Origin of the sequence: Lysinibacillus sp. FSL P4-0201, assembly GCF_038593425.1 — a bacterium.
Lineage (GTDB): Bacteria > Bacillota > Bacilli > Bacillales_A > Planococcaceae > Lysinibacillus > Lysinibacillus capsici.
The window spans coordinates 2,644,509-2,671,156 of the sequence record NZ_CP151995.1 but is presented as its reverse complement, the minus strand read 5'-3'; the positions used below and the strand labels follow the sequence as shown (position 1 = coordinate 2,671,156).

21 protein-coding genes are annotated in these 26,648 nt (G+C 35.0%); 9 read left to right on the top strand and 12 right to left on the bottom strand.

The window, feature by feature from the left end; genetic code table 11:
* Positions 1-140 precede the first annotated feature (140 nt).
* Positions 141-983, top strand: a complete 843-nt coding sequence (locus MKY76_RS13430) for an alpha/beta hydrolase (protein ID WP_066037267.1) — start codon at positions 141-143, stop codon at positions 981-983.
* Between the two features lie 81 nt (positions 984-1,064).
* On the opposite strand, the gene MKY76_RS13425 is transcribed toward MKY76_RS13430, so the two are convergent.
* The 3 genes from MKY76_RS13425 to MKY76_RS13415 form a co-directional block, all read right to left on the bottom strand.
* Positions 1,065-1,487 (bottom strand): hypothetical protein, encoded by a 423-nt coding sequence (locus MKY76_RS13425; protein ID WP_305192850.1) that lies wholly within the window; start codon positions 1,485-1,487, stop codon positions 1,065-1,067.
* Between the two features lie 142 nt (positions 1,488-1,629).
* On the bottom strand, positions 1,630-2,205 hold the full coding sequence (locus tag MKY76_RS13420; RefSeq protein ID WP_342556718.1) for a GNAT family protein: 576 nt from the start codon (positions 2,203-2,205) through the stop codon (positions 1,630-1,632).
* Between the two features lie 16 nt (positions 2,206-2,221).
* The gene (locus MKY76_RS13415; RefSeq protein WP_342556717.1) at positions 2,222-3,088 is read right to left on the bottom strand and encodes an AraC family transcriptional regulator; all 867 of its coding nucleotides are present in this window, start codon (positions 3,086-3,088) and stop codon (positions 2,222-2,224) included.
* Between the two features lie 267 nt (positions 3,089-3,355).
* Here MKY76_RS13415 and MKY76_RS13410 point away from each other — a divergent pair, with 267 nt between their 5' ends.
* On the top strand, positions 3,356-4,111 hold the full coding sequence (locus MKY76_RS13410; RefSeq protein ID WP_066037270.1) for a class I SAM-dependent methyltransferase: 756 nt from the start codon (positions 3,356-3,358) through the stop codon (positions 4,109-4,111).
* Positions 4,112-4,158: 47 nt separating this feature from the next.
* On the opposite strand, the gene MKY76_RS13405 is transcribed toward MKY76_RS13410, so the two are convergent.
* Complete coding sequence (locus MKY76_RS13405) at positions 4,159-5,352, bottom strand: Ger(x)C family spore germination protein (protein WP_103118276.1); 1,194 nt, start codon at positions 5,350-5,352, stop codon at positions 4,159-4,161.
* Between the two features lie 142 nt (positions 5,353-5,494).
* On the opposite strand from MKY76_RS13405, the gene MKY76_RS13400 reads away from it, so the two are divergent.
* Complete coding sequence (locus tag MKY76_RS13400; protein ID WP_342557908.1) at positions 5,495-5,866, top strand: VOC family protein; 372 nt, start codon at positions 5,495-5,497, stop codon at positions 5,864-5,866.
* A 161-nt stretch (positions 5,867-6,027) separates the two neighbouring features.
* Here MKY76_RS13400 and MKY76_RS13395 read toward each other — a convergent pair whose 3' ends face one another.
* Complete coding sequence (locus tag MKY76_RS13395; protein WP_342556716.1) at positions 6,028-6,942, bottom strand: class I SAM-dependent methyltransferase; 915 nt, start codon at positions 6,940-6,942, stop codon at positions 6,028-6,030.
* A gap of 134 nt (positions 6,943-7,076) precedes the next feature.
* Here MKY76_RS13395 and MKY76_RS13390 point away from each other — a divergent pair, with 134 nt between their 5' ends.
* On the top strand, positions 7,077-7,511 hold the full coding sequence (locus MKY76_RS13390; protein WP_112118491.1) for a hypothetical protein: 435 nt from the start codon (positions 7,077-7,079) through the stop codon (positions 7,509-7,511).
* A 1,922-nt stretch (positions 7,512-9,433) separates the two neighbouring features.
* On the opposite strand, the gene MKY76_RS13385 is transcribed toward MKY76_RS13390, so the two are convergent.
* Entirely contained in the window at positions 9,434-10,858 is a 1,425-nt protein-coding gene (locus MKY76_RS13385) for a VanZ family protein (protein WP_288584944.1), read from the bottom strand.
* A gap of 398 nt (positions 10,859-11,256) precedes the next feature.
* On the opposite strand from MKY76_RS13385, the gene MKY76_RS13380 reads away from it, so the two are divergent.
* Positions 11,257-11,418, top strand: a complete 162-nt coding sequence (locus tag MKY76_RS13380) for a hypothetical protein (RefSeq protein WP_199768259.1) — start codon at positions 11,257-11,259, stop codon at positions 11,416-11,418.
* A gap of 463 nt (positions 11,419-11,881) precedes the next feature.
* Here MKY76_RS13380 and MKY76_RS13375 read toward each other — a convergent pair whose 3' ends face one another.
* Complete coding sequence (locus MKY76_RS13375; protein ID WP_048392558.1) at positions 11,882-12,343, bottom strand: DinB family protein; 462 nt, start codon at positions 12,341-12,343, stop codon at positions 11,882-11,884.
* A gap of 174 nt (positions 12,344-12,517) precedes the next feature.
* The gene (locus tag MKY76_RS13370) at positions 12,518-12,721 is read right to left on the bottom strand and encodes a hypothetical protein (protein WP_048392560.1); all 204 of its coding nucleotides are present in this window, start codon (positions 12,719-12,721) and stop codon (positions 12,518-12,520) included.
* A 246-nt stretch (positions 12,722-12,967) separates the two neighbouring features.
* Here MKY76_RS13370 and MKY76_RS13365 point away from each other — a divergent pair, with 246 nt between their 5' ends.
* From MKY76_RS13365 to MKY76_RS13355, 3 genes are all read left to right on the top strand, one after another.
* Positions 12,968-13,477: a ClbS/DfsB family four-helix bundle protein gene (locus MKY76_RS13365; RefSeq protein ID WP_054550367.1), complete on the top strand. Its 510-nt coding sequence runs from the start codon at positions 12,968-12,970 to the stop codon at positions 13,475-13,477.
* Between the two features lie 511 nt (positions 13,478-13,988).
* The gene (locus MKY76_RS13360) at positions 13,989-15,845 is read left to right on the top strand and encodes an S-layer homology domain-containing protein (RefSeq protein ID WP_315059014.1); all 1,857 of its coding nucleotides are present in this window, start codon (positions 13,989-13,991) and stop codon (positions 15,843-15,845) included.
* 63 nt (positions 15,846-15,908) lie between these two features.
* Positions 15,909-20,036 carry a chitobiase/beta-hexosaminidase C-terminal domain-containing protein gene (locus tag MKY76_RS13355; protein ID WP_342556715.1) on the top strand — a complete coding sequence of 1,376 codons (4,128 nt, stop codon included), beginning with the start codon at positions 15,909-15,911 and terminating at the stop codon, positions 20,034-20,036.
* A gap of 58 nt (positions 20,037-20,094) precedes the next feature.
* Here the strand turns inward: MKY76_RS13355 and MKY76_RS13350 are convergent, their stop codons facing one another.
* Both MKY76_RS13350 and MKY76_RS13345 read right to left on the bottom strand, forming a co-directional pair.
* Complete coding sequence (locus MKY76_RS13350; protein WP_342556714.1) at positions 20,095-21,474, bottom strand: flagellin; 1,380 nt, start codon at positions 21,472-21,474, stop codon at positions 20,095-20,097.
* A gap of 208 nt (positions 21,475-21,682) precedes the next feature.
* On the bottom strand, positions 21,683-21,952 hold the full coding sequence (locus tag MKY76_RS13345; protein ID WP_342556713.1) for a hypothetical protein: 270 nt from the start codon (positions 21,950-21,952) through the stop codon (positions 21,683-21,685).
* Positions 21,953-23,006: 1,054 nt separating this feature from the next.
* On the opposite strand from MKY76_RS13345, the gene MKY76_RS13340 reads away from it, so the two are divergent.
* Positions 23,007-23,831, top strand: coding sequence for a cupin domain-containing protein (locus MKY76_RS13340; protein WP_112118496.1), 825 nt, complete (start codon positions 23,007-23,009; stop codon positions 23,829-23,831).
* 326 nt (positions 23,832-24,157) lie between these two features.
* On the opposite strand, the gene MKY76_RS13335 is transcribed toward MKY76_RS13340, so the two are convergent.
* Both MKY76_RS13335 and MKY76_RS13330 read right to left on the bottom strand, forming a co-directional pair.
* Positions 24,158-24,538, bottom strand: a complete 381-nt coding sequence (locus tag MKY76_RS13335) for a DUF6262 family protein (protein ID WP_112118497.1) — start codon at positions 24,536-24,538, stop codon at positions 24,158-24,160.
* Positions 24,531-26,642 (bottom strand): tyrosine-type recombinase/integrase, encoded by a 2,112-nt coding sequence (locus tag MKY76_RS13330; protein ID WP_112118498.1) that lies wholly within the window; start codon positions 26,640-26,642, stop codon positions 24,531-24,533. Before MKY76_RS13330 ends, MKY76_RS13335 begins: the two co-directional genes overlap by 8 nt.
* Positions 26,643-26,648 lie beyond the last annotated feature (6 nt).

Here is a 26,648-nt window from a genome sequence, read left to right as displayed (position 1 = left end):
AATCTGTGGGAATGATATTGTTAATGTAAATAATAACATCTACTGGGGTGATAGAATGCTAGAGCGTTCAATGGAAAAAACACGGGAAAACCAAGAGGGAAGGGAGTGATGATACAAAAATAGAAAAGAGGATGAAGATAATGACATATCAAAAACTTATGTGTGATGGATTTGAATTAAACTATTGTATAAAGGGGCAAGGCCAACCAATTTTAGTGGTGGGGAGTAGTGTTTATTATCCACGTCTGTTCTCAGAAGACTTTTATCAACATTTCCAGGTGATTTTTTTAGATCATCGAGGTTTTGGTAAGCCAGCTCAAGCATTTACGCAAGAAGATTACACATTAAACAAAATAGTGAAGGATATGGAGTGTGCGAGACAAATCCTACAGCTAGATAATTTAATAGTTTTAGGACATTCAGGACATGCATTTATGGCAATGGCGTATGCCAAAGCCTATCCCCAGCATGTTCAAAAACTCGTACTCTTAAATACAGCAACATCGAATAGTCAAGAAAGACAGCAACAAAGCTTGTCTTATTTTGAGGCACATGCAAGTATGGAGCGTAAACATCAATTTGCGCACGAAATAGCCTTATTGGAACAGGATCTAAAGAAGGAGCCTGAACGACGCTTTGTTCATATGTGTATTCGTATGGGGGCGCATAGTTTTTATGATTTTATGTTCAATGCTACCTCTATGTGGGATAACGTTCATCCGAATATGGAAATTATTGATTATCTATGGGGAGTAGCTTTTGCGGAGCAGAACCTTTTACAACAAATGCTACAAGTTAACAAGCCAATTTTTCTAGGTCTAGGCAGGTATGATTATTTAGTAGCCCCTATTTCATTATGGGATGCAGTAGATCATATTCCCTATGTAAAGAAAGTCATTTTTGAAAAAAGTGGTCATAATCCTATGTTTGAAGAGCCTGTATTTTTTAATGAACAACTAATTCAATGGATAAACGAGAGGTAGTCGAATGGCTGGTTATGCTTGTATAGCAATTAACCAGCCTTTTTTAATAATAAAAAGAAAAAAGCCAAAGCATCAACTACCTCAACAAGTTTTACGTATCGCATCAATGTTTTGACAGTCCATAATGACAGGCCGTGCCATATCATCGATTTGAAGGAAGTACCCGCAGCAGCTTTGCGGAATAAGATAAATAAAGTATATTCCTAGAAATTGGCTGCCATCTGAAAGGTATACATCTACTAAAGTCCCTGGTTCAAAACATTCTAAGTGACTACAAATACAGCTTTGACAATGCTTTTCAATTTGATTTTGTTTCTGATATTTTTTTTCAAATTGGGGACTATTATAATATTTTATTTTATAAGAATCTTCCTCAATAATAGGATGATCTACACTGGGAGAGTGACCAAAGTAAACATTCTTTGATTCACAATAGCATTTAGAAAATTTATGATAATTGTTAAATTCCCAATTCATTCGTGTTAAATATCTGTTTCCATCCATTTCTAAAACGCTCCTTTATGATTACAATGTCATGCTAGCATGAGTCATCTATTTCTAGTCTATGTTAAAGAGCCCTTTAGGAGATGGTAAAATGTCCATTTATCTGTACAATATAAGAAAAGACTAAACTCATTAGTAGAGTTTAGTCTTTCAAGTCGTAATCGCCTTTCAATAAGCCGTATATCTCTAAATCAACAACACCCTTACCAGACCATAAGGAAGCTTGTCTCAAAAGACCTTCTTTTGAAAATCCATTTTTTAACAGAACCTTTTTCGAGGGTTCATTTAAAGGCATGACTTCTGCCTGTATTCGATTAACATTTACCTCTTCCAATAAAAATTTTACGATGATTGCAACTGCCTCTGATGCAATGCCTTTTCCCCAGGATGCTTCAGCTAAATAGTAACCAATTGTTACCATATCTACTTTTTGATTAAAGTCCATCGCTTCGATAATCCCTACTAGTTTTTCACGCTGTGATTTTTCGAAGATCCCCCATTTAATCCTGCTTTTCTTTGTATAATCACGGTCAAAATGGCCAATCATTTTTTGAACGGTTTGAAGGTTGTGTTTTGGGATGATGCCACAATACTCAAATACCTTATCATTATCATAAATAGCAAATAGCTCTTGTATATGTGATTCTTCTATTTTTTTTAATTGTAAATTAGCTGAATGTAAGGTTGGGAATTGCTTAAATACTTTCTCGATATTCATCGACCTTGCTCCTTTATTATTCTTTAATGGGAATGTAGATTTTCATTTTCATCTCCTGTGGATAGATAGATTCTATGACATCGGTTATTTCAAAATCAGGACCCGTATCGCGCTCATAATTAGAATTTGGCAACCATACTCCGTAAATGAAACGTCTTGTATTTTGAATTCCTTCCGCAGTGCCATTCAATGTAAACTCTGCATATTTACCAGCAGGAATTTCAAGGTGGGTGAAGCCTTTCTCTAATTGCTCCTCAAAGATTTCGACTTCCTCTCCTACAATAAAAGAAAACCGGCCATCCTCCTGAAAGTTTGTAGAAATACCATACGCCATATTAGGGGCTACCTTATGGGAAATTCGTTCATAATATTGCTGCTGACCAAAATCCAAATAAAAGCCAGGGATTTCTGCATAGTACTGTTCGTCTTGTAAGGATGTTTTGTATTCATAGCCTGTAATACGTTTTTTAGATAAGTGAAGTATTTCCGGTCGCTGCATAGGGAGTTCTCCTTCCAGTTTATAATCCAAAAAGTTTATTTTGGTTTGAAATGGTATGGAGTTGGCTCCTTTTCGGTATTTAGCAGGTGTGACACCAAAATACTGAACAAATGCCCGTGTAAATGCCTCCTGAGAACCATATTGAAAGTTGATTGCAATCTCAAGTATATTCTGCGTTGTTGTTGCTAATAAGGAAGCTGCTTCAGAAAGCCTCCTGTTGCGAATATACTGCTGCACAGAAAAACCTGTAATGGCTTGGAAAAGTCGTTGGAAATGAAATGCTGAAAAGTAAGACTGAGAAGAAATATCTGTAATCGTTAACTTTTCACGTAGGTTTTTCTCAATAAACTCTATGGCGTTTTGAATTCTTTCAAAATAATCCATACCATCATCCTTTCTTAACTCAATGGTACCGTTTAATGGGAAGGGTTTTTTGATAATTTGTGCTAATTTGTACATTAAATTGTAATGTATAGGAAATCAATAGAAACATTGATTAAAACAACAATTAAATGTATAATTTAACTAAATTTACAAGAAAGTGAGTGATAGATGATGATAGTCAGCTCTGTTTTCCCATTGAATATAATTAAGGTGCGGGAGAATAAATAGATTAGTTGATTTCTTCCGCAAACAATCGGAGGAGAATATATGTACAAAAATTACGGACCGTTAAGCACAGCACTTTATGATTTTACGAAACCAGTTGGATACTCGCTTGATGGAGATATTGAATATTATCTAGAACGACTGCAAGGTGTAAAGGGGAAGATTCTAGAAGCAGGGGTTGGTTCTGGACGTTTCTATATTCCTTTTATGGAAAAAGGCTTTGAAATAGAGGGAATTGATCATTCCCCAGAAATGCTAGCATCCTGTCGAAAAAGATGCCAAGAACGAGGATTGACGCCAGTGCTGTATGAAGGAAATGTTTGCCAATTCACCTTAGGTCAACAATACGAAGCCATTGTTATGCCTACAGGCTCATTTTGTTTAATTGAAAATCATCAAGAAGCACTATCAGCTTTAACCTCTATGTATCAGCACCTTGTCCCTGGTGGGAGACTCCTAGTAGATTTATTACTTCCTACAGACTGGAAAACAGGAGAAATTACGACATCTTACCATCAAATTTCACAAGATGAAGGAATTGCCCTTGAAAGAAAATCGATTGCCATGAATTGGGTGGAGCAATATACGCTGATGGTTTTAAAATATGAGAAGTGGCAACAAGGCACATTAAGTGATACAGAACTACAAAAGTTTTTATTACGCTGGTATGGAATTGAAGAATTTAAGCTTCTATTACAAAGTATTGGCTTTTCTGCAATAACTTGTTCTGCGAATTATAAGTTCCTTCAACAACCAACTGAAGAAACGTCACTCATAACGTTTGAAGCGGTACGTTAATTAAAATGACCAGTACTCAATAAAAGAGTACTGGTCATTTTTACGAATTAGTCAAGCTTTAATTTTGTTGCAGTTCCTACTCCTTTTGTATGCACATTGACTTCAATTTGAACTTCAAGATTAGGGTAGAGGGTTTGCCAGTTCTTTTTAATTCGATTCCATGCTCGATAGTCCTCTCGGTGTAATACATTACTAAATTTTAATAAATCGGCTTGATAGGTTTGTTGAATTGTTTGAAGCGTACGTTCTAATCGTTCCTTGATTTGTTTGCTTGTTTCTTTATTTAAAGCATCGATGGTTTTTGATTTTGTTAAATCCAAAGAGCAACTTACCTCTGCAACGTTTTGCTCAATATCAAGTTTAATGGAAATCGAGGGTACATCATTTTGAAAATGACCCGTCATTTTAGTAGAAGAATTAATAATTTCTGTTGAGATTTTCCCTTCTTCAGGACAAGCAATAATTTCAAATGTACTTTTTATATTATTATTTAAAAAATTATAGTCTCTGCTTTCTTGTTCTGATAAATAGCCGATGAGCTTATAATTTTTAAAAATAGCCAGTCCACCATATTTTAATTGTGCAGGGCTATCAATTTTTTCTATATTCGAGTTAAAATCTCCAGCATCTGCATCACCGTATATATGAATAGAGGGTAAGACGGCACTATGATCAATACTGCCTAACGATTGAATTAAATCATCAAGAATAACAGATTCTGTTGTGCCCAATACTGCTTCAGAAACCTTTAATGATTTAAACATTTTGCTAGCAGGCACATCCTCTAAAGGGGTTAAAACACTTAATATTTCTTGTGCAGTCGAATCATGAGAAACAATAAAGTTAAAATCACTTCGTCCTTCTGGGTCTCTTTGAAATAAATCTAAAATGCTATTCATACCTTCCTCAGCCATTTCTTCACCAATAATAATAATTTGGGCATGCGCATAATAAGGCTTTCTAGGTGTTAGCGCTGTTAATTTTCGAATGGCATCAAATAATGATTTACCTTTTGCATGGTGGGTAAAAACAGGGACTTGAATGCCAGATGCTTTGTTCGAAGCCACTTGACTTGGATTAACAATCTGAACAGAAATTTCGAATTGCTCGTCCGATTTATCCACACCAACAGCCGTAACAATAGCTAGTTCGTTTAACTCCCGCTTATTCCAGCATCCACCTAGTAAAAGAAGTACTGACAGCAATAGGATGAATGATACCTTGTGTTTAATGGTGGACACCTCCTCCAGGAAAAGAAGACATTTCGGATACTATTAAGGATAAGCAAAAGACAGGCAAAATAATCAATAATGAAAATCTCAATGAATCTTTTTGAAGGAGAATAAAATGAAGAAAACAAACTGTGAAATGGAGGTAACAAAAATGAAACAATCCTTATTTAAAGGTGTAGAGGCCATTTTTATTCCAATAAAAGATCCTAAATTATCGGAGGAAATACTCGGATTTAAGCTTCAATATATAGAAGAGGGCGCAGCAGTTATGAAAATCACTGAACAATCCCCCACGGTCATTTGCTTAGTAAAAGCTAAGGAGCATCAGCCATGTCATTTTCCAGACAATCACTTTGGTGTGGGGAAATATGTGAACTTCCTCTCTCAAAATATTGAAGAGACCTATTTATTTCTAGTGGATCATCATGTTCAGGTCGAGGCTTTAGAAGGAGAAGGGGACACCAAATTTTTTACCTTCTATGACCCTGATGGGAATCCTTTAGGTGTTTGTCAATCATTATAAGCGGGTCACTGCGTTAACAGTGACCCTAGTAACAAATCTAGGAGGTGTAAGGCTAATTAGCTTTACACTACTATAGTATACTAATTCTCTATATTGAAATAGTTAATTGCCTGGGTAATAAAAAGAAAATTTAGAATTTTATAAAATCAAATGGGATGGACCTATTTTTTAACAATATGCATGTAATGGATAGTTTCAAAAGCACATAAGTAATCTGTTCGATTTTGAAAATACAGCTCTTGAATCGCTGTAGGAGATAGATGTTCATATATAAGCAAACCTAATCGATCTAGCATCCTCTCCATGTCCTCATAAGCATAGCATGATTTCATTGGTTCACCACCAACTGCGGCCATTTTGACCATGTTTTCTACTCTATTGGAGAGTCCTTTTTCCGTGAAGAGTGTTTCATCACCATAATCCAAAACAATGGAACTACCTGATGGAACTAAGGCAAATAGATGATTGAGTAAACTTGCTAATTCATCTTTTGTTAAATAATAGGACACACCTAACAGACTAAAAAATGTTTTTTTAGATTGAAAGCCTTGCTCTGAAAATAATTGAGATTGAAATTGCTTTGTAAAATCCATTGGTACAAAATGCAGATGATTCAAGAGGGGGAGAGAAGCTTCCTGTAATCTTTTCATTTTGGATTCCTGTGTTGTGGGATAATCCACCTCAAAAATTTCCAGCATGGTTTGTCCTTGTTGCTGACGATATGGAAAAGTATCAAAGCCAGCACCTAAGATGACATATTGCTCGACACCAAGCTGTATTTCGCTATGCAAGACCCTTTCACAATAAGCAGCACGTGCCAAAGGAGTCGGTGAGAGTTGAACTTGTGTAATCCATTTTATTAATTCCTTTGAATCGTCTTTAAACTTTGTAGCGATATCTTTATTAAAAAATGCAATGCCTTGTATCAAATTAGCTTGGATATTTTGATATTCTTCTTGTGAAATCAATTCTTTGGCTATATAATCATCAAAAATTTTCGGCGTATCAAATTGGCTATGGTAGGCTCTACTAAAGGCAGCAACTAATGAAGTGATACTAGATTCCTGTTGATTCATACCAACACTCCTTAACAAAAAATAGGATTCCCCTGGCCAGGAGAATCCTATTATATATAATATTTATTTAAATGTAAATTTTAGCATAAAAACATTTTTTTGTCAAGTTTTAGGTACTGAGAAAGAGGAGTAATATGAAAAAATTTAAAATAGGCTTATCTTTACTCTTAGCAGTAATTGTTAGTGGTATGCTCATTACATGGAAAGATCAAAGCTATTCTGCTATTGATCTATTAGAAAATGCTAATTTTCATGTGGAGAATTCCACTGTTACGCTACATCGTATAGATACAGATACAGAAGATATCTTTTCTGAAATGAAAATATCAAAAGAAACACAGCAAGAATTGATACAGTCTTTTCAACAGGCAACATTCAAAAAAACAGCCATAAAAACTATTGATTACGATTACCGAATGACAATTTCACTCAATACAAGCTACCCGATGTTCATTGATTCTAAAAATAAAATATTGGTTCTCCTTAACACAAATGAAAGCTTTGAACTGATAAAAGATCACGCTTTTTTTAGTCTTTTAGAAAAAGCAACGGAAGATTCACAGAATTAGTTAGTATCCAACACAAGCTAAATAAGTAGGGATACAGCATAGATCTTCCCTGTGAATTATGTAGATGAACCAACTGGGAATGGTGAATTTCACACCTCCTTTTATAGTGACCATTCTGATGAAGAACTCGGTATCTGATATGAGGTGAAAAATAAAGGCACACAACAATTTAACTGGAGTGTCACGGCTTCGGAAGGGAAAATATGGGCTAAAGGAAGAGTAGCTGCTGAAGGACAAATATCTTTACTGGAAAAAGAAGCCTATATAAGTCAGAGGAGCATGTGCTATGTCAATTAGTATGGTAGATGGAGCTGACGGCGTGTTTGATTTGCCATTTAATTAGTAGAGTAAAAAATTTTTATGAATGTGTAACTTTTTAAAACATCAGCCGTCTAACTCATCAGTAGAATACAAAGAACTAAAGCAAACTAGTAACATTCACTTTTCACAAAAGGGCCAGGATTCACATTTTTTCGTGTTTCCTGGTCTTTTTGTGGTGGTAGTCCTATAATTTAACGAAAAAATAAAGAATTTATGAAACCTTTAGCCTGTTCATTCGTATTGTAATTTGAATCTAAAGCTAGACAAGATTTAGTAAGATTCACTTTCACTTAAAAGACTAGAGCTTACATCATCATGTGAGAGTCTAGTCTTTTTTGTATGGTTGTTCAGATATTGTTCATTATAATATGTTAATCTGTGAATGAAGATATTTCATAGTCTTCAACCTAAACGCAAAATGGCCAGTTCTCTTTAAAAGAGTGACTGGTCTTTTTGTTTAATGTTCCTTTACAGACGTGTTTCTTCAACATATTTTATGAATAGCACGAAAAATTAGTAGCTTCACCTATCATAGTTAAAACCATAGAGACCTGTATGGTTTTAACAGCGCATGTCTTGCTTGTATTGCTTTCCCATCACCATGCGAGAATGATGAAGTGGATTTCACGCTTTCAGCAGAAATTTTTCAGTTAGAGCAGGGAGAGCATTGTTATCACTTTCAGTTTGTAGAAACATACTTTAAATTATGTGAAAATAGCAAACAGTCACCCACCTATACAGTGGGGCTGTCATTGGTAAATGACCCTGTGTCATGAGCTACGTTCAGTCATTTTCATTATTTCTTATTTTAATGAAACTAAGAAAGACTTAAAATTTGATAGAATGATTTATTTTCTCGAAAAAGCATTAATTCCCCCTAAAATCCTATTGGAAAATATTTTAACTTGTTCAGCGCCTCAAGTTGTCGTAGTATTATAACGAATCAAAACTAAGTAAGTTAGTAAGATTCACTTTCACAATAAAACCAGGTGCTCCCCAAAAGAGAGCATCTGGTTTTTTGTTATATGCGACTTGAGAGTCACTTGATTATAAGTAAGAAATATGTAATGAAGTATTAGAGAGAGCCGAATACTCTCTTAGTCAAATCAAAAAGATCCCCTCTCTAAAATTTAGAGATGAGAGCTACTGTCCTTTATATACTTTTAATCTAACCACTCAATTGAACAATCGTTAAGGAGCGGTTAGCATAACTAGCGACGAAGGAATCTGAAGCTGCACTGGCTCCCACCAAATCCCCTGCGGCTAATATAGGTTGGACCACATAGGCCGAGCTACTTCTATTGACAACATTAAAGACTGCAATGCCGTTTAGAAAAATCGGTTGACCATTGACGGTAATGCTCACTGTGAAAAATGGTTGATCAGGATCAGGGGCTGCTGTTGCTTGCGCATTAATCGAAATGGTGATTTGATAGACACCGTCATTTTGAACGACAAAGTCATTCCCAGATGGGCTAACCGTTTTGTTAGAAGTAGTCCAAAGTTTGAGATGTTGAAAGAGAAATTAACTGTTTCAACTCATATAAAAAGAAAGCCCAGTATCAAGTCTGGGCTTTCCTTAGTTAGCGGTATCAAAAAAGCTACTTTCTCGCCTGAATCAAGGTGAACCAACTTTTTCCATTTAATGTACCAGAAACTCTGTATATGGGTTGATAGAAATCTTTTGTATCATACATATACGAGAGCTCTATTAAATCGACAGTAAGCTGATCGCCTTTTTTTATCAACAGTTCTTCTTCTGTTACAAGTGCATTATATTTTATCTGTGGAAATTTGCCATTTTTAATTCGTTCATACACCTCTGCAGGTGACAAAATATTTACTTCACGGATCAATTGATGCTCATGAATATTATACGATAATGAATACAAACTACCATCTGGCTTCAAACCGAGCTCTACCTCACCAAGCCAATAATCTTGGTTCAATTCAGCTTGGTCAGGAAGCGTCCATTCAAATACGCCATTATCCAAAGCTGTAAACTCCCCATCTTTAGGAAGGAGAGAAAGCTCATCCATCATACTCTTTGCCTTCTTCACAAGTGTCTCTTGCACAGCTAAAGAAGGTTGTACGGGCGTATAAAGATCTTCTGTTAGCGACCAATTACCCTCTGAATTAATAAATAGCGTATACGAGTTCTCGGCTTTATCTTTCAATAAGAGCTCACGATCACCACTAATATCCTGCCGACTTAACTCTGATAAATCCAATTTCTTTTGCAACAAAGTCTCAACTTCATCTGTATGAATTATTTTTTTATACACGGGGGCAACGGTAGATGCTGTATGTAAATCTAATGAGGTTGTTACATCAACATCCGACATATTTGATTTTGTGTAGGCATTAATTGCTAAATGACCAAATTCCTGTTGAGCGTAGACAATCATCATGCCAATAAAAATCAAACCCATCATGAGAGGAATGGCTAGGTTACCGATCAAACTTTTCATTTTTATTTTTTTATGCTGAACAATGGAAGATCCTAGTCTATATAACTGGTATCCAATAATCCCACCAAGCGAGTTGTTGATTAAGTCATCAAGCTCGAAAATCCCTGCTCCTGTAAGTGTTTGATACGTTTCAATGGATAAGGTTGCCATCACCACTACAGGAAGAAGCCATTTAAACAATTTAAATTTAGAGAAAAGTAAAGGTAAGAAAATGCCTAGTGGCACAAACATTAAAATGTTAAAAATACAATTTTGAAGATCACGTAACGAGTATTTCTTCCATGCATCTATATAGCCACTAAATGGTTGTAGATTCATTTGCATGAAATGGGAAGAACCACGCCCAAAAATCGTTAGTTCACACACAAATACAATATAGCCGATAAAGAGTGCTACAAGTATCAGTTGCTTAAAGTTTATTTTTTTTCGATTTGACTGATGTTTTTTATGATAGAGGAAATAATAAAGTCCAATAAGTAAGAACTCAGCACCAACTATAAGGATGACTGGCAACATTAAAATTCGAATGTTATTCATAATATCTGTAACGCCCAAGACAAGATGCTCCTAACTATGTTAATCTATTGTCGACTTTTCTTATTGTAAATGGTAATTATTAATAATTATTGAGAAAAATTATGAAGATTTCTTAAGATTTTGTAGCATACCTAATTGAGGGAAAATGCTTTTATTTTCCGTGAAAAAGGGGAGGAACAGTCTAGGGATTATCAACAAAGTTTGTGAAAATTGCACGTTTAGAGGCAAAGATAAACCTTGCTGTTTCGATTTATCAGCATAATTTTATGGGCAATAAAGTATAGGTAGGCGTTTTTTATAAGACTTCCGTTGTATTGTCTTGTCAGTCCTTGTAATCAAAATTGACATAAACAATTGTCAGAAAATATCAATATACCCTATAATAAATAAAAAAGCTGAGAATAAGAGGTGAACTTATGGGGAAACCAGTAGATTACAATCTATTTCCGGGTTATCAAAACACACTTGACTCCAGACTTGATGAACGTAAAGAAGAATTTATTGAGGAACTAGAAAGAGCAAAAATTGATGGACATATACTTGAATTTGAGAAAGCACCAGAAGAATTGCCCCAATAGTAAGAGCAAAGCATCTTGAAAAAAGATGCTTTTTTCTTTTGTTTGGAGCTTGTTTATATGTATAAATTGGGCTTTTCACTGCAAGGAGCTCTTCCTTTTTAAGCGATAATAATTGAGAGAAATGTCAATAATCAATAGGATGTAGAGTACACTAAATACATTTAAAATTAACGAAGGCAGAGGGAAAATGACCTCTCTAATCAATATTAACCAAATAGTGGTTGATACTAAAACAATCGCATCCAATAAAATAACCATAGTATGTTTGTAAGCTTTAAAAATAAAATTAAATACAACTAGCCTTACTATAAGTGGCGTTGTTAAGAAAAATGAATAGATCTGTGTAATTTCTTCAAGGCTCACATGCATCTCCCTTTGGTGTTATTTGAGTTAAATAAGCGGCAGCACATAAAAATAGGACTATTAACAGTAGTCCTATTTTAAGAGTATAGCATATAAATGTCTATTTTTCCATTTTACGTAAATAGGCGAGCTGTCCAATATGATAGGCATTATGGGTAGCGGCATTAGATATGATGGCCCACCATTGCGCCTTCACAGGGAACCCATTTACGATAGATAAAAGTTGCTCTTCCTCAATTAATTCTTGCCACGTAAGTAGGATATGTAATAACTTTTCTTTTAATTCATAGAAAGTTACCTCCTCTTTAACTAGAAACGTATTCGCATTATTTGTTTGCGAAGGAGCCTTCACTTGATTTTCTCGATACCGTATTTGCCAAATTTCATTCCAGTAGATTAGATGCTGGACAATTTCAGCCATACTATGGCTAGAAGAATCGGGTTTCCAAAAGGCTTCTGCTTCAGATAACCCTTCTACGACTTCAGAAAATGAGATATACCAACTTGGGTCATTTGCATTAGCTAAAAGTTGATCTAACAAAATGGTCTTCGCCTCCATCATTCACGTTCCTTTCTTCAAAGTAATTTATTGAATAGTATAACATTTTAAGTTTTAATATACCGATAAAATAGTAGTTCTGACTAGCTTTTATGAATGCAACAATAAAAAAGCTGCAGCTTATTAGAGCTACAGCAAATATAGATGCGGATTTTAACACTAGTTAAAACAGGCAAATCAGCTTCTATTTTCAGCTTTTTCCGATTCTTCTTTTTTACTTCTGAGTAGTAATGCCATGAATAAGAAACTGGCCACCCAAAAGGCAAAGAATAAATTTTCTAGCAAAGCCCAATGACCATTTTTAATATAATTCCAAATGGTTGTAAATAAAAAAATAATGATGAAGAATGCGATATATAAGCATTTTCCGAATGTAGTCACTTCAAGCACCTCTATTATTAATCATCACACATAAGAAAAGAAGAACGTAATAAAACCCTCTGTTTCACTCGTTATGGGTAATACACTCAAGGTTAGTGTGTGTAAATTTTGGTTACTTATACATCCACCGAAAAAATAGAAGGTAACACTTACCATATAACAACTTTTTTAAAAAAATTTCAAAATTAGCGTATTCGCGTTATGTTAGACTGAACTTAAGAAATAGGTGGAAGGGACGGAAATAGAGTGAGACAGTATGCCAACAAAGAAGAATTGATTAGTACGATTAACGAAAAGTATAAAAAATATATTGCCGAATTTCATGATATACCAGAAATCTTGAAAAACAAACGGATTAAAGAAGTTGATAAAACGCCGTCTGAAAATCTTTCTTATCAACTTGGTTGGATAAATCTTTTGCTTCACTGGGAGCAAAAAGAACAAAAGGGCGAAGAAGTACATACACCTGCAGAAGGCTATAAATGGAATAATCTAAGTGGATTGTATAACTCTTTTTATAAACAATACGGAGAGTACTCTTTGAAGGAACAACAATCAATGCTTAATGAAGCTGTCAATCATTTATGTGAGTGGTTAAATACCCTTTCAGAAAAGGAATTATTTGAAGTTGATCAAAGACGATGGGCAAAAACACAAGCTAATTGGCCTGTTTGGAAATGGGTTCATATTAACTCAGTTGCTCCATTTACAAATTTCAGAACCAAAATTCGAAAATGGAAGAAGATGAACCTTTAAAAGATTAGATGTTCCTTACTATAACAAACCAAACGAATTGACTTTAGCCTTCCACAAATGGAGGGCTTTTTATTATCCACTATGACAACAAGTGCGATGGGTTATGGTACGTTTTACTGTATCTCGATGCTTCATATGAAGGAGGTGGAAGGGAATCAGTCAAGCAACAATCTTTCAGCGAGCTGCTATTATGGTGTCATGTCAGTCCTTCTCTACAAAAGTAGTGAAGTTTTTTTATGCCGCCGGAACTGAGCTGGTACATTAGCTCATACGAAAATGTAATTACATAATATAAAACAACTATTCGAATGACTATTGTAAAAGATAAATATGTACTATTTTACATAGAATTTAGAATATTCATATTAAATAACAAAGTATTTATTATTTTTCTGTTAAAATTATTATGTTAAACAATATTTTGGTATTGTTTGATAATTACCAGTAATTTTGTTAAGAGGATTTAAAACTTATCTTTACTAAACAGGAATAGGGAGGGATTACTCAAAGTATGAGTAAATGGGGAAAATCCAAGTATTTAAACGCATTAACAGCAATGGCATTAACAGCTTCAGCGGTAGTGGTAGCACCTATTACATCTGAAGCCAGTAGTTTTAAGGATGTTCAGCGAACGCATCCATTTTATGAAGAAATTAAAAATTTAAATGATCGTGGGATTATTAAGGGATTTAAAGATGGGACATTTAAACCCGAACAAAACTTAACTCGTGGTCAAGCCGCTAAAATTATTGCAGGTGTTTTAGAACTGGATACATCAAATGTGAGCAATCCAAACTTTAAAGATATTCCTACTAATCATCTATATTTTGGTGCAATTGCTGCCTTAAGGCAAGAGGGAATTATTGATGGCTATGAAGATGGTACATTTCGTCAGCATGAATTTATTCAACGTAACCATGTAGCAAAAATTTTAGCGAATGCTTTTAAATTAAAAGCTTCTAATACGAATTCATTACCATTCACTGATGTGCGTGTAGAATACAAAGATGCGATTACTGCTTTATATGAAAACAACGTAACGACAGGTAAGACAGCTACCTTATTTGATGGATCTTCAAATGTAACACGTGGTCAAATGGCGGCATTTATTACTCGTTCAGAAGGTATTGTTAATCCTCCTACTCAACCTTCTCAAAGTGTAACGTTTAAAGTTGAGGAATATACAGCAAATGAATTAGCTATTCATGGTAAGACTTATTTATTTGGTGATTCAGTAAAGTCAATTTTTACAGCTGAAAACAAAACCGCACTAACAGGGGCAAAAATTACAGCTACTATCGAAAATGGGACCATAACAAAAGTAAATACGATTGTTTTAAATCAGACAGATCCAGAAAAAAAGGAAGTTGTATTTAATACAAATGCAACGCTCGATTCTATTACGATCAATGCAGATAATATGACGGTTAAAAATGTAACGGTTACAGGAAATGTAATTATAACTTCAAATGTTAAAACTAAAATTGAATTTGATGGTGTCACACTTGCAGGCGATTTAATTATAGCCAATCCGAGTGATGAGGCAATGGCTTCATTAGAAAGCGAAAAGCAACGTACACCTGTATTGAAAATTAAAAATTCGCGAGCTGGAAAAGTACAAGTTAAGCGTAACTTTTCCATAGTGTCAGACACGACGATTCCAGAACTTATCATAACAGGTAACATATCCGCTATAAGTATTGATGGAGCAGCAACGAAGGTAATAATTGAATCTACGGCAAAGCTGAATATGACTGGGAATGTAAAGTTTGAACAATTATTGCTTCCAGTAGCAGTAAAATTATTATTGAACGTGGATGGTGTAATGAATGATTTAACGGTGTTAAATGCTGATACTCGACTCACAATTAGTTCAGGTTTACGCATTAATAACTTAACAATTCCTGCAGGCTCTACAGTAACAAATATTATTACTAACTTTACCTCCGTTGCTTCCCAAATTAAAGCAATTATTGGAGGCTCTTCGCCAAGTACGGGGGGCTCAGACACAGGGGGAGGAAATGTGACGCCTGATCCGGTTATCCCACCAGAAAAAGGGAATGAATTTCATGTAAAGAATGCTGAGGAATTAAAACAAGCACTAAATAAAGCTAAAGTAGGAGACTTAATTAAGTTAACAGCTCCAGTGACTGCAGATGTAACGCTAACAGATTTAGTAGTAATAGATTTGAATGGTCATACCTTGAATGGGAATGTAACGCTAACTGCACCAACAGCTTCAGGGAGGTACTCTTTAATGCCATCTGGTAGTACAGGTACTATTTCGGGGGATTTAATCATTTATGCGCCGAATGTAACCCTCTCTTTAGATGGGTTAACCGTTGTAGGGAACACAGTAATTGAATAATAACTTCCATGTAAAACCTAAGGAAAAGATTAATTTAGACTAAAATCATAAGGAGCTAAGCGAATGAAGAAATATGAATGTAATGTCGTTACCAAAATAGCGTTATCATTTTTACTTGTAATCTCTATGATTTCACCTTACTTCACAGTTGTAAAGGCCGAAACGACAGAATCTATTGGAGTGGGGGAAGCGGTCAATCAATTTGATCCAACCGCAGTAAAGAGTAATGTTACTGTAGAGGGATATATAGTAGGGTTCGCCAAAAGTGAAACTTCTTATTCTGTGATAGCAGATAGTGACACAAATATTGCGATCGCTGATACACCAGATGAAACAGATGTCACGAAAATGCTGTATATTCAATTACCAAGCTCCTATAGAGCCAATTTCGGATTATTTACTAACCCAAGTAATCTTGGGAAAAAAGTTAGAATAACAGGTTCACTGGAAAAATATTTTGGCAACCATGCAGGGCTAAAATCACCAACTTCAATGGAGTTTGTTAGGGACGATACTACTGAACCAAATCCTCCCGAGACAGCAACAATTGCCGAAGCTCGTGTAGCTGTTGGAACAGACCGCACAGTTCAAATTCAAGGGACGGTTACGACAACACCTGGTAGCTGGGGAGGCAAGGCCTTCTATGTTCAGGATGAGACAGCAGGGGTATATGTCTTCTCTAGTTCTGCAGAAGCAGGGAGCTTAGCTGTTGGAGATATTGTCAGCATCACAGGGAAAACTAGTTTATATAGTGGAGAAGTTCAATTTAATACACCGACAATTGAACGGATTTCTACAGGGACGGCACCTACACCGCAGACAGTAAATTTACCGATTGCGGATGATAGCACACAAGGAAGATTAATCACACTTGAAAATGTGAAGATTAAAGATTTAGCGCCATCTGGTACGTATGGTACATTTGAATTTAAAGCAGTCGATGCAGCAAATAACGAGCTGTTAATTCGCCATGATAACCGTACAGGCTATCAGTTCTCTCAGTTTGAAGCAGATGGCTTCAATAACAATGATGTCATCACAGTGACAGGGATTGCGTCAATTTTTAACGGGACCTATCAATTAAAAACGTTAAGCGCGGAAAGCTTCCAATTAGTATCAAACTATGAGCCAACACAAGTAGAGAATATTAAGGCTTTACCAGCAACAGGCGAAGTTTATGCAGGAACGAAAGTAACATTGTCTACAAATACCCCAAATGCAACCATCTATTACACAATCGATGGTTCTGAACCGTCAGTAGCTAGTGAGGTTTATGATGCAGCAGCGGGGATTGTTGTAAATGAAGCCATGACTATAAAAGCATTTGCTACTGCAACAGGCCTAGATGATAGTGACATTGCATCCTTTGATTATACGGTTAAAGAAGAGCCAACTGTTATATCCATTACGGAAGCTCGTAATAAAGAAATCGGGCAAACTGTTATCGTATCAGGGATCGTGACAGCAAAATTAGAAACGGCTACAGCGCACATTCAAGATGAAGATGGGGCGGCGATAGCCATTTATCCTGTGGATAGTCTTGCCGCAAATGTCGGTGATCGAGTGACGGTGCAAGGACGAGTAGATGAATATAGCGGTCTAAAGCAATTAACGAATATTTCACTTGTTGGTATGCCTGTTCCTTCGACAATACCAGAGCCACATCTTATTAAAAGTAATGAGGTTGCGGAAGACAATGAATCGAAACTAGTTACAATTAAAAATGTTACCGTTACTGGTTCGGGTCAAAACTTTACAGGTACTGACGAAGTAGGCCCATTTGCTATTTACGATAAAACAAGAGATTCTGGTTTAGTGAGTGGAAAAACGTATGGGGAAATTACAGGGATTGTTGGTCAATATACAAACCATCAATTGCTCCCTCTTCGCGTTATTGAAGATGTAACAAAGGTGCAGGATATCAAAGCTTCTCACGTCGGGGGCGTAACAGCTGGCACGAAAGTCTCCCTTTCTACAATGACGGAAGGAGCAACGATTTATTACACAGTGAATGGCTCAACGCCAACAACAGCTAGTGCAAAGTATACAGAGGAAATCCTTGTTAATAAACCAATGACGCTTAAAGCGATTGCAGTGAAAGAAGGATTAACGAACAGTGCAATTGCTACATTTGTTTATGAAATTATTGATACTAAAAATGCCAAGATTAGCGATATTCAAGGGGCAAGCCATAAATCACCATATGTCGATTTAACAGTAAATGATGTGGCGGGAATTGTAACATTCGTTTTAAATTCAACTAGCTTTATTATGCAAGAAAACGAGTCGTCATTTGATGGCGTAAAATCAACTGCTATCAAAGTAAATAAGACAGGACATAATGTAGCAGTAGGGGACGTTATTAACGTTTCAGGAAATGTAGTAGAGGCGGGTGGCAACTCTCGATTGACAGATACACAAATTGCAGCAACGAATATTACAAAAACAGGTACAGCAGGAATTCCAGAAGCCCTTGTGATAGGGGAGGATCTGTTGCCACCAAATAAAATTATCGATAATGATAGTTTTGCAATTTTTGACCCACAAGAAGATGGCATCGATTTTTGGGAATCTATCGAGTATATGCTGGTATCATTCCCGGATGCGAGAGTAATAGGACCGATTTATAATAATGATTCTCCAATTGTTGTACCGAGCACAACTAATAATACATTCAATGTGAATGGTGGTTTAAATATAGCGGCCGATGATTATAACCCAGAAAAAATTATGCTTGAAGGGGTAGCTGGTAAAAATTATGATTCAGGTGATCGTTTTAATGATGCCCTTATCGGATTTGTAGAGAATTTTACAGATGGCTATCGACTGAACACAAATAAAGTCTTCCCAGAAGTGACAAAAGCGAATCTTCAGCAAGAAGTGACTCATCTTGAACCAGTAGCGGACAAGTTAAATGTCGCTTCCTATAATATCGAAAACTTTTCAAATAATCCTGCCAATACATCAAACGAAAAAGTAGCCAGAATAGCAGCGACATTTGTGAATAATATGAAATCACCAGATATTATTACATTAGTCGAAGTTCAAGATAATGATGGACAAACCGATTCAGGAAATGCAGATGCATCGGAAAGCTACATGCGATTAATTCATGCAATTAAAGCTGCGGGTGGTCCTGCGTATGATTGGATTGATGTCATGCCAATTAACAATACAGTAGGTGGTGCACCTGGCGGTAATATTCGTGTAGGTTACCTATATAATCCAGAACGTGTTTCATTAGTGTCAGGTATAAAAGGGATGGGTGACCAAACCAATACGTGGACAGCAGATGGAAGTCTCGCTTTAAATCCTGGCTTTGTTGATCCATCAAAATTTGTAGATACACGAAAACCAATTGCAGCCGAATTTGAATTCCAGAAAGAACGTGTAGTGATTATCGGAGCTCACCTAAACTCTAAAGGTGGAGATGGTTCACTTTGGGGACCAACTCAGCCACCAGTGCTAGAATCAGTAAAGAAACGTATTCAGCTTGCTCAAGCCATCAATGATTTTATCGATGAAGGACTTGCCATTAATCCAGATTTAAATATCATTGTAGCAGGGGACATGAATGACTTTGAATTCACACCAGCTCTTCAAACGTTAAAGGGTGATGTTTTAACGAATATGATAGATAAGGCCCCGGAGCAAGATCGTTTTACGTACTTCTTCCAAGGAAACAATCAAGTGTTGGATCATATTTTAGTTTCGAATAAGCTTGCTGACGTTACAGAAATTGACTTGATTCATATAAATGCGAACTTTACAGAAGCACAAGGCCGTGCATCAGATCATGACCCAGTATTAGTTCAAATTGATTTGAAAGCAGACAATGAGGAAATACCAACACCAATAACACCTGAAAATGTATACAATTTTGATAACTACAAAACAGGTAAACTGATCATGAATCGCCCAAGCATTTCGCTATCGTTAGGGAAAAATACGAATATTAAAAATGGAATTGCGGTATTTAGTCAATATGCTGAATTCCATGGGGAAGGATTTGCGGATAAAACAGTAACGATTAGTCCAAAAAAAGGAAATGCGATTATTGACTTTAAAGGTACGAAAATTGGTGAAATTATTATCGAAGGAAAAAATGTAAAAGAAATACGAAATTTACCTGATGGAGCGACCATTACGTATACTAAAGGGGCTTCGGCAGAGGAAATTGAATTTAAGTAGTATCTAAAAAACAATCCAGCACTAGTCTATATTGATTTGGTGCTGGGTTGTTTGCTAATTAACCTAATATGTTCAGAATTCCCTGGCTCATTTGATTAATTTGCGCCATCATCGATTGAGATGATTGCAAAAGAACTTGATCTTTTTTCAATTTAGACGTTTCTTTTGCTATATCCGAATCACGTAAAGTTGATTCAGCTTTCATTAAGTTTTCTTCAGCGTTTTTAACGTTATTGTAGGCATGTTCAAACATATTTTGATATGCACCTATAGTTGATCTTGCAGATGACACTCTCTTAATTGCATTTTCAATAATAGTAATTGCTGAATTTGCATTCTCTTGAGAATTAACAGATAGAGGATCGATATTTAGTTGCTCTACCGTTACGTTAGGTATTAATACTTTAACACTTTGTCCAGTATTACTCCCTACTTGTATATCTAAATGTAAGAACAAATCTTTTTCTTTCCCTGGTTCACCAAAAACATTAAGTTCAAATACTCCACTACCATTACTTGGCCAATTCAAACCATAATTCTCAGGTCTAAAATCGTATATATATAATTTTCCACCATCAGAAGCTAACTGTGAAAAGTGCTTTACAAAATTTGTTGCGCCATTTGGTAGAGTATTCGAATTAGGTGGAGTTGGATCATATACGAATCCTGGCTGACCATAAGCTGTTTCAATTATCTTGTTGACTAAATCAGTCCCGTTTGTAATTGTACTCACATCCACTTCCATTACCGGATTAGAATCATTTAATCTTGATGTATCTGGATTACCATTTACAAATTTAATACTATAGGCTTGATTACAAGTACAACAAGTATAGTTAACTCCTTCTCCATTTAACTTAGCTACATCACTAGCTGAGTTAATATTGCTAAAATCAATAATAGCGCTGGCATAATCAATTGAATTATATGTATATTTATCCGTTATTCCACCACTAGTTGTAACTTGTTGAACATATTGAGATAAAGAACCAGATGTTATACTATTTCCATTTTTATCTTTCGTTCCAGCAAGCAAAACCATACCATTAAATTCCGTATTAGAGGCAATATCACTTAGTCCTTTTATGATTTGGTCCACCTCTTGTTGAACCTTTTGCCTATCGCCATCTGTTAAAGTATCATTTGAAGCTTGCGCTGCAAGCTCTCTAAGTCGCTGTAGATTAGGATCTAACATATTTGCTAAGGCTCCATCAGCTGTGTTAATTAAAGACAATCCATCTTGAATGTTCTCCCCAGCTTGATTCAACCCTCGAATTTGCGCACGCATTTTTTCACTAATAGTTAAACCGGCAGCATCGTCAGCAGCTTGATTGATTTTATAGCCTGAAGAAAGTTTATTTAATGTTTTATTAATTTCCGAATTTGTTTGGTTATATCGATTTTGTGTAAACAAGCCTTGATTGTATTGAATCCGCATTTTCTAGCCCCTTTAAATATCTGTATTAGTAAAATAATACTGTAAAATTCTACTATAGTCCATTAATTAATATGTAATTAGTTTTATTGTGTTAGGAAAATAGTCATTAATTATTCTAGGTTGATTTAATCGAATAATATCTTTTCAAATGAATTTGGCAGAAGCGAAAATTTTTTTGTTAAAATGCACTTCAACTAAATAAACGCAACTAATTACTCCATAACATGGCGTCAATAATAACTGCAATAATGAGTAGAACTACAATACCCCAAACGAATTTTTCAGCTGCTCGTATGTTTTCTTCGTTTGTGACTTTGTTTTGGACTTCCTTTTGTACTTTCTCTGACACTTCTCTCTTTTTTCTCGTTAAAGTATCTTCAAAAATCGAATTACAATATTCACATTTTACAAATACTAAACCATCTCTGTATACTTTCTTAAAAGGGTTACTGGCTAAACAATTAGGACAATTATTCATTTGTATTCACCTCAATATATCTATCTACTATTTACCATTTTAGGAAAATTAACATGTTTTGTACATAAAAATAAAAATCGGTAATCGATTTAATAGCAGACTATTTAACCTTCTTTATGGAATTACCTGTAAAAATAGGACAGATATATTAAACTGTGCAGTAATAGTACCAGTATGTTTTTATTCAAACTTGAACCTCACAAAGTACAAATATAGGTTTGTCAGGCTTACATTTTACACATAAGAATATAAAGTACTAACAAATCCCTCTAATCTCACCATTCCAATTTCCTTAGATCAAAACTCGACCAAATCAATATTTTGTGCAGATGAAAGAATGAATGACTATGGGAAACGAAAAAAGCATTGCAACGAAGCAATGCTAAGTACGTGGGGTTTTTGACAACTTTACTACATTAAAAACAAAGCCTATAACTCCACAAATAAAGAAAATATAGGCTACTAGTATGGACATAACTTCTAAGTTGTTAGTGAATATCCTGTATCCTCCTAAAGTAAATAAAGCCAAACTGCCAACCGAACTAAGTAATATTTTATTTTTGTCAGTCAACACACACACCTCCAAATAATGGTATGTATATAGGTTAACACAAAATGTATTTTTAGTTAACCTATTCTGTGTTTATTGGTGAGTGTCATAAAAACAAAGAAACTTTACTGAACACTTTCTTTCTTATCAAGACTAAAATCGAAAAAAATTAAATAAATTAATGGACCAAACATATTTTATATGACTAATATGTTTGGTCTTTATCTATTTAAAATATCGAATCTTAATGTACTTTAATAAAGTCTTTTCAAAAATAATAAAGACCTTTATAAATGTTAGTCATTTTATTCAACAAACGGGCCAGATTGTGGAGTAAATATAGCTAATAGATGCATTGGGAAATTTTCTTTAAACAGTAATCATTGCTGCTTTGACAATATTTCTTATTTTTTGCGGATAAACATAAAACTAATTTTCAATGAAAGACGTTTCTAAAACAATTGCATATGATAATACAATGAATCTGTGAAGGGAATGAATTAAATGTACTATCACTCTAACGGGTATCCATATCAAACCCCTTATTATGGAAATGCATCAATGCATAATTATATGGAATACCCGAATTACTGGACATACCCTTATGGGGCAATTCCTGCAAATCAATTAAATCCTTATCATGCTTCCAATGGTAATAATGAAATAATGTTAAAAGATTATGGAGCTAACCCATTTGTCATTAATATTAACGAGGCGTCAAAGCAAAACAATACGTATCGTACAGCTTTATGGACAGGAAAGCATTTACAGCTAACATTAATGAGTCTAAATCCCGGAGAAGATATTGGACTAGAAATGCATCCTAATGTCGATCAATTTTTACGTATAGAGCAGGGTCAAGGGGTAACTCAAATGGGCAAGAGTAAAGATAATTTAACCTTTAAAAGAAATGTCAATGATGATTATGCCATTTTTATCCCTGCCGGAACATGGCATAACTTAACAAATACAGGAAGTATTCCACTAAAACTTTATTCTATCTATGCCCCGCCTAACCATCCGTTTGGAACCGTTCACCCTACTAAAGCTGCAGCAATGGCTGGAGAAAAGGGTGAAAATAACAATAATAGAAATTCTGTTATTTCTGGCAAGACTCCAGATGAATGGGTGCGGTACACGGAATTCTTGGTAAATGAAGGATTAAAGGATGTTCAAAGAGGGATAAATCCAACACACATTCTTCAGGAATTTATTCTTATGGGGGTTCTAGTAGGAAAAGGATATTCTCCAGAAAAGGCATATGAGACAGTGGAAGAATGGGAACGGACAGGGGAATCTAAACTTCTACAACAAAGCAAAAATATGTAGAAATACTGTAAAAATAATGGATACAGATAAAAGACTTTTAGAATTTCAATATTTATCTATTTAAGAAAAAATTTTTTGAGATTGTGAAGGAATGTAATTAAACAAACGAAGGCTAATAGTGGAAGAGCTTTATGGTTATCTTGAAATCCAGTCTTCTGTTAAAGGGAGCTATTTTTGAATAAAACTTAGATTTTTAAACAATTAACGTGAAGTTTCTTAAATAAAAAAATATACAACTATATTTTTAACCCCGTCCTATATTGAACGGGGTTATGCTTATTTGAACTTTTAAAGTTAATTAACTTTATTTTCATTTCACATCTCCATCATAACTCTTTATACACCTCTGCGTAAGCGAATTTCAATTGTTCCTTTAGTTCTTTATTTTCACTCTCCAATTTCTTAACCTTTCTTTTTAGAGATTCAATAAGGGCGTCTTTATTATTTTCATTCATTTCTCGCTTCACTTGTTTTGGTGAAGGTACTTGTGCTTGTTGCTGTCTTAATGTTTCGATTCGTTCACGAATATCCTTATTGTTGTAAAGTGTTGCTTTCGATACACCAGCTTCACTAGAAACACTATTAAAATTAATATTCTCGTTAGTGCGTATGAGCCTTTTAATGGCTTCATCTACTTTTTGATAGGTGTTTGCCTTACGTTGGGCATGAACTGCTTTTAAATGAGCAGAACGGTCATATTCAGTCATTCTTAACACCTAACTTTCTTTTCATCCGTTCATGTCTACCGAATATAACGTTTCCTTCTTGAAGGGTAGTTAAAATATTTTGGTATCGTCGTAAGTTCTTTTGGTTCTTCTCGGCTATATCTTCTCTTCCTCTTTGTTTTGCTATTTTAATTGCTTTTGTCGTTGTATTAATGTGCAGCTCATATTTTTGCATATCGTATTCTGAAAAACCTACTGCTAAGTCTTTACATGGCGTTTTGTTGTCACCACAAGTTAGACAAGGAGGTTCTTCCATATAAGGACAATTACCGTTTAAACGAGCGTGGCACGTTCCATAGGGGTTATCCATCGCATTTAGTTTATGATCTTGCCATAAAGCATCCAAAATATCTATTGGTATATCTTCTCCTTCCTTAATTTCTTGAATTTCACCATTTAAATCGAAGCTGAATACTCCTTGCTTCACAGCGGATTTAAAGGCTTCTCTTTTGGTTTCATCTAATAGTTTAGCGTATCGCATTGTCATTTCTGGAGAAGCATGAGCTAAAAGCTCTTGAACAGTTAAAATATCTGCACCACTATTTATCATTTTCACTCCATAAGTATGTCGAAACTGATGCATCGCGAAATGAAAGAGATTGCCGTTTTCGTCAGTGATATTCACTTTTTTTGCCAATATATTTAGTGCGGTATTAACCCAATTTTGCCCATATGGTTGTCCTTTTCGTTTGCCACGATACCGCACAAAAATATAATCCTTTGGATTATTATCTTGATTACTAAATTTTTTTGATTTATCGATTAGAACGGCAAGGATTCCCGCTAACTCTTCATCAATTGGAATACGATGTTCTTTCACATAGGTTTTTCTTATATCTGTTACTATAGAGTATTGCCCGTTTAGTTGAACTAAGCAGTCAAAGGTTAGTTCTAATGCATCGGATATTCTAAGCCCGGTTTTAAATGCGACCCAAACAATCGGAACAATATCTTTATGTAATTCATCTAGATGAGAAAAAAGCTGCTCTAAGACAAAATCCGGAATGTAACCGATTTGGTCAGCGGATTTTTCTCGTAGTTTAGGCTTATCTTCAGGAAAAATCAGTAATCTTACATGTTTTTCAGGAGCTATATCATACTCATATCGTTGAATATCTTCAAGAAATTTTTGTATAGTGCCTAATGCTATTGATATATATGCTTCAGGATGTGCATTCTTTTGTTTCAGTTGAATTTGAGTATATTCATGTAGATATTCGATGTATTTTTCTATGTGATTTCGCTTTAAAGCTTTTAAATCTTTCCAATTTGGTTCTAGTGTAAATACAAATGTAAAAAAAGATGGTAAAAACAGTATATAATTTAATGCTGTACCCCATGCGAATTTATTTTTACTAAGTAATCGTTGCTTAAAATACTTTTTGACTTGCTCACGAATGGTAGTAGGAATCTTTGAGAAATCAATATAATATTGGTATTTGCTTTTATTATAATTAATACCGTATCTATCATGTAAATGACGAACATCCCATCTATCCTTTTCCCACTCTTCTCGTTTATCTGTGTATTGCGAAAGGGCTGTATAAATAGTTCTCAGAAAACGTGCAACGGGAGATTTACCTATATCGTCTTTCTGGAGCTTTCTTCTTCTTATTTGTTGAGTTTGGATTCCTTTTTCATTCAACCAAAATATATACTCTCGTTCTGCTTTTTCAATATCCAATTCCAACATTGATGATAGTTTGGGGTACTTTTCGTTTATGAACTCCGTCACTCGTCTTAATGGCGGTTGATTTACAAAGGCATACGTGATTGACCAATAATCGTTAAATAAATGTTGGTAATAGACATATTTCACTTCTAAGTTAACCAAAGGATTATTGAATCGAAAATGAACATTTTGGTTTGAATGCTTATAGTTCTCTACCTCTTCTTTAAATTGTTTAATTTTACCTATATCGTTGATTTTCCATTTGTCATTGACGAGGAAATAGGGATTACTTATTTGTTCAACCAAAACCGAGCCATCCTCGTGTATTACTTTATCAAAATAAGTTGAAAGTTCACTTTCTAAGCCTTCATGAAATCCTATTTCTTCTGATCCAATAATCTTCATTTGTTTCATCTAAGT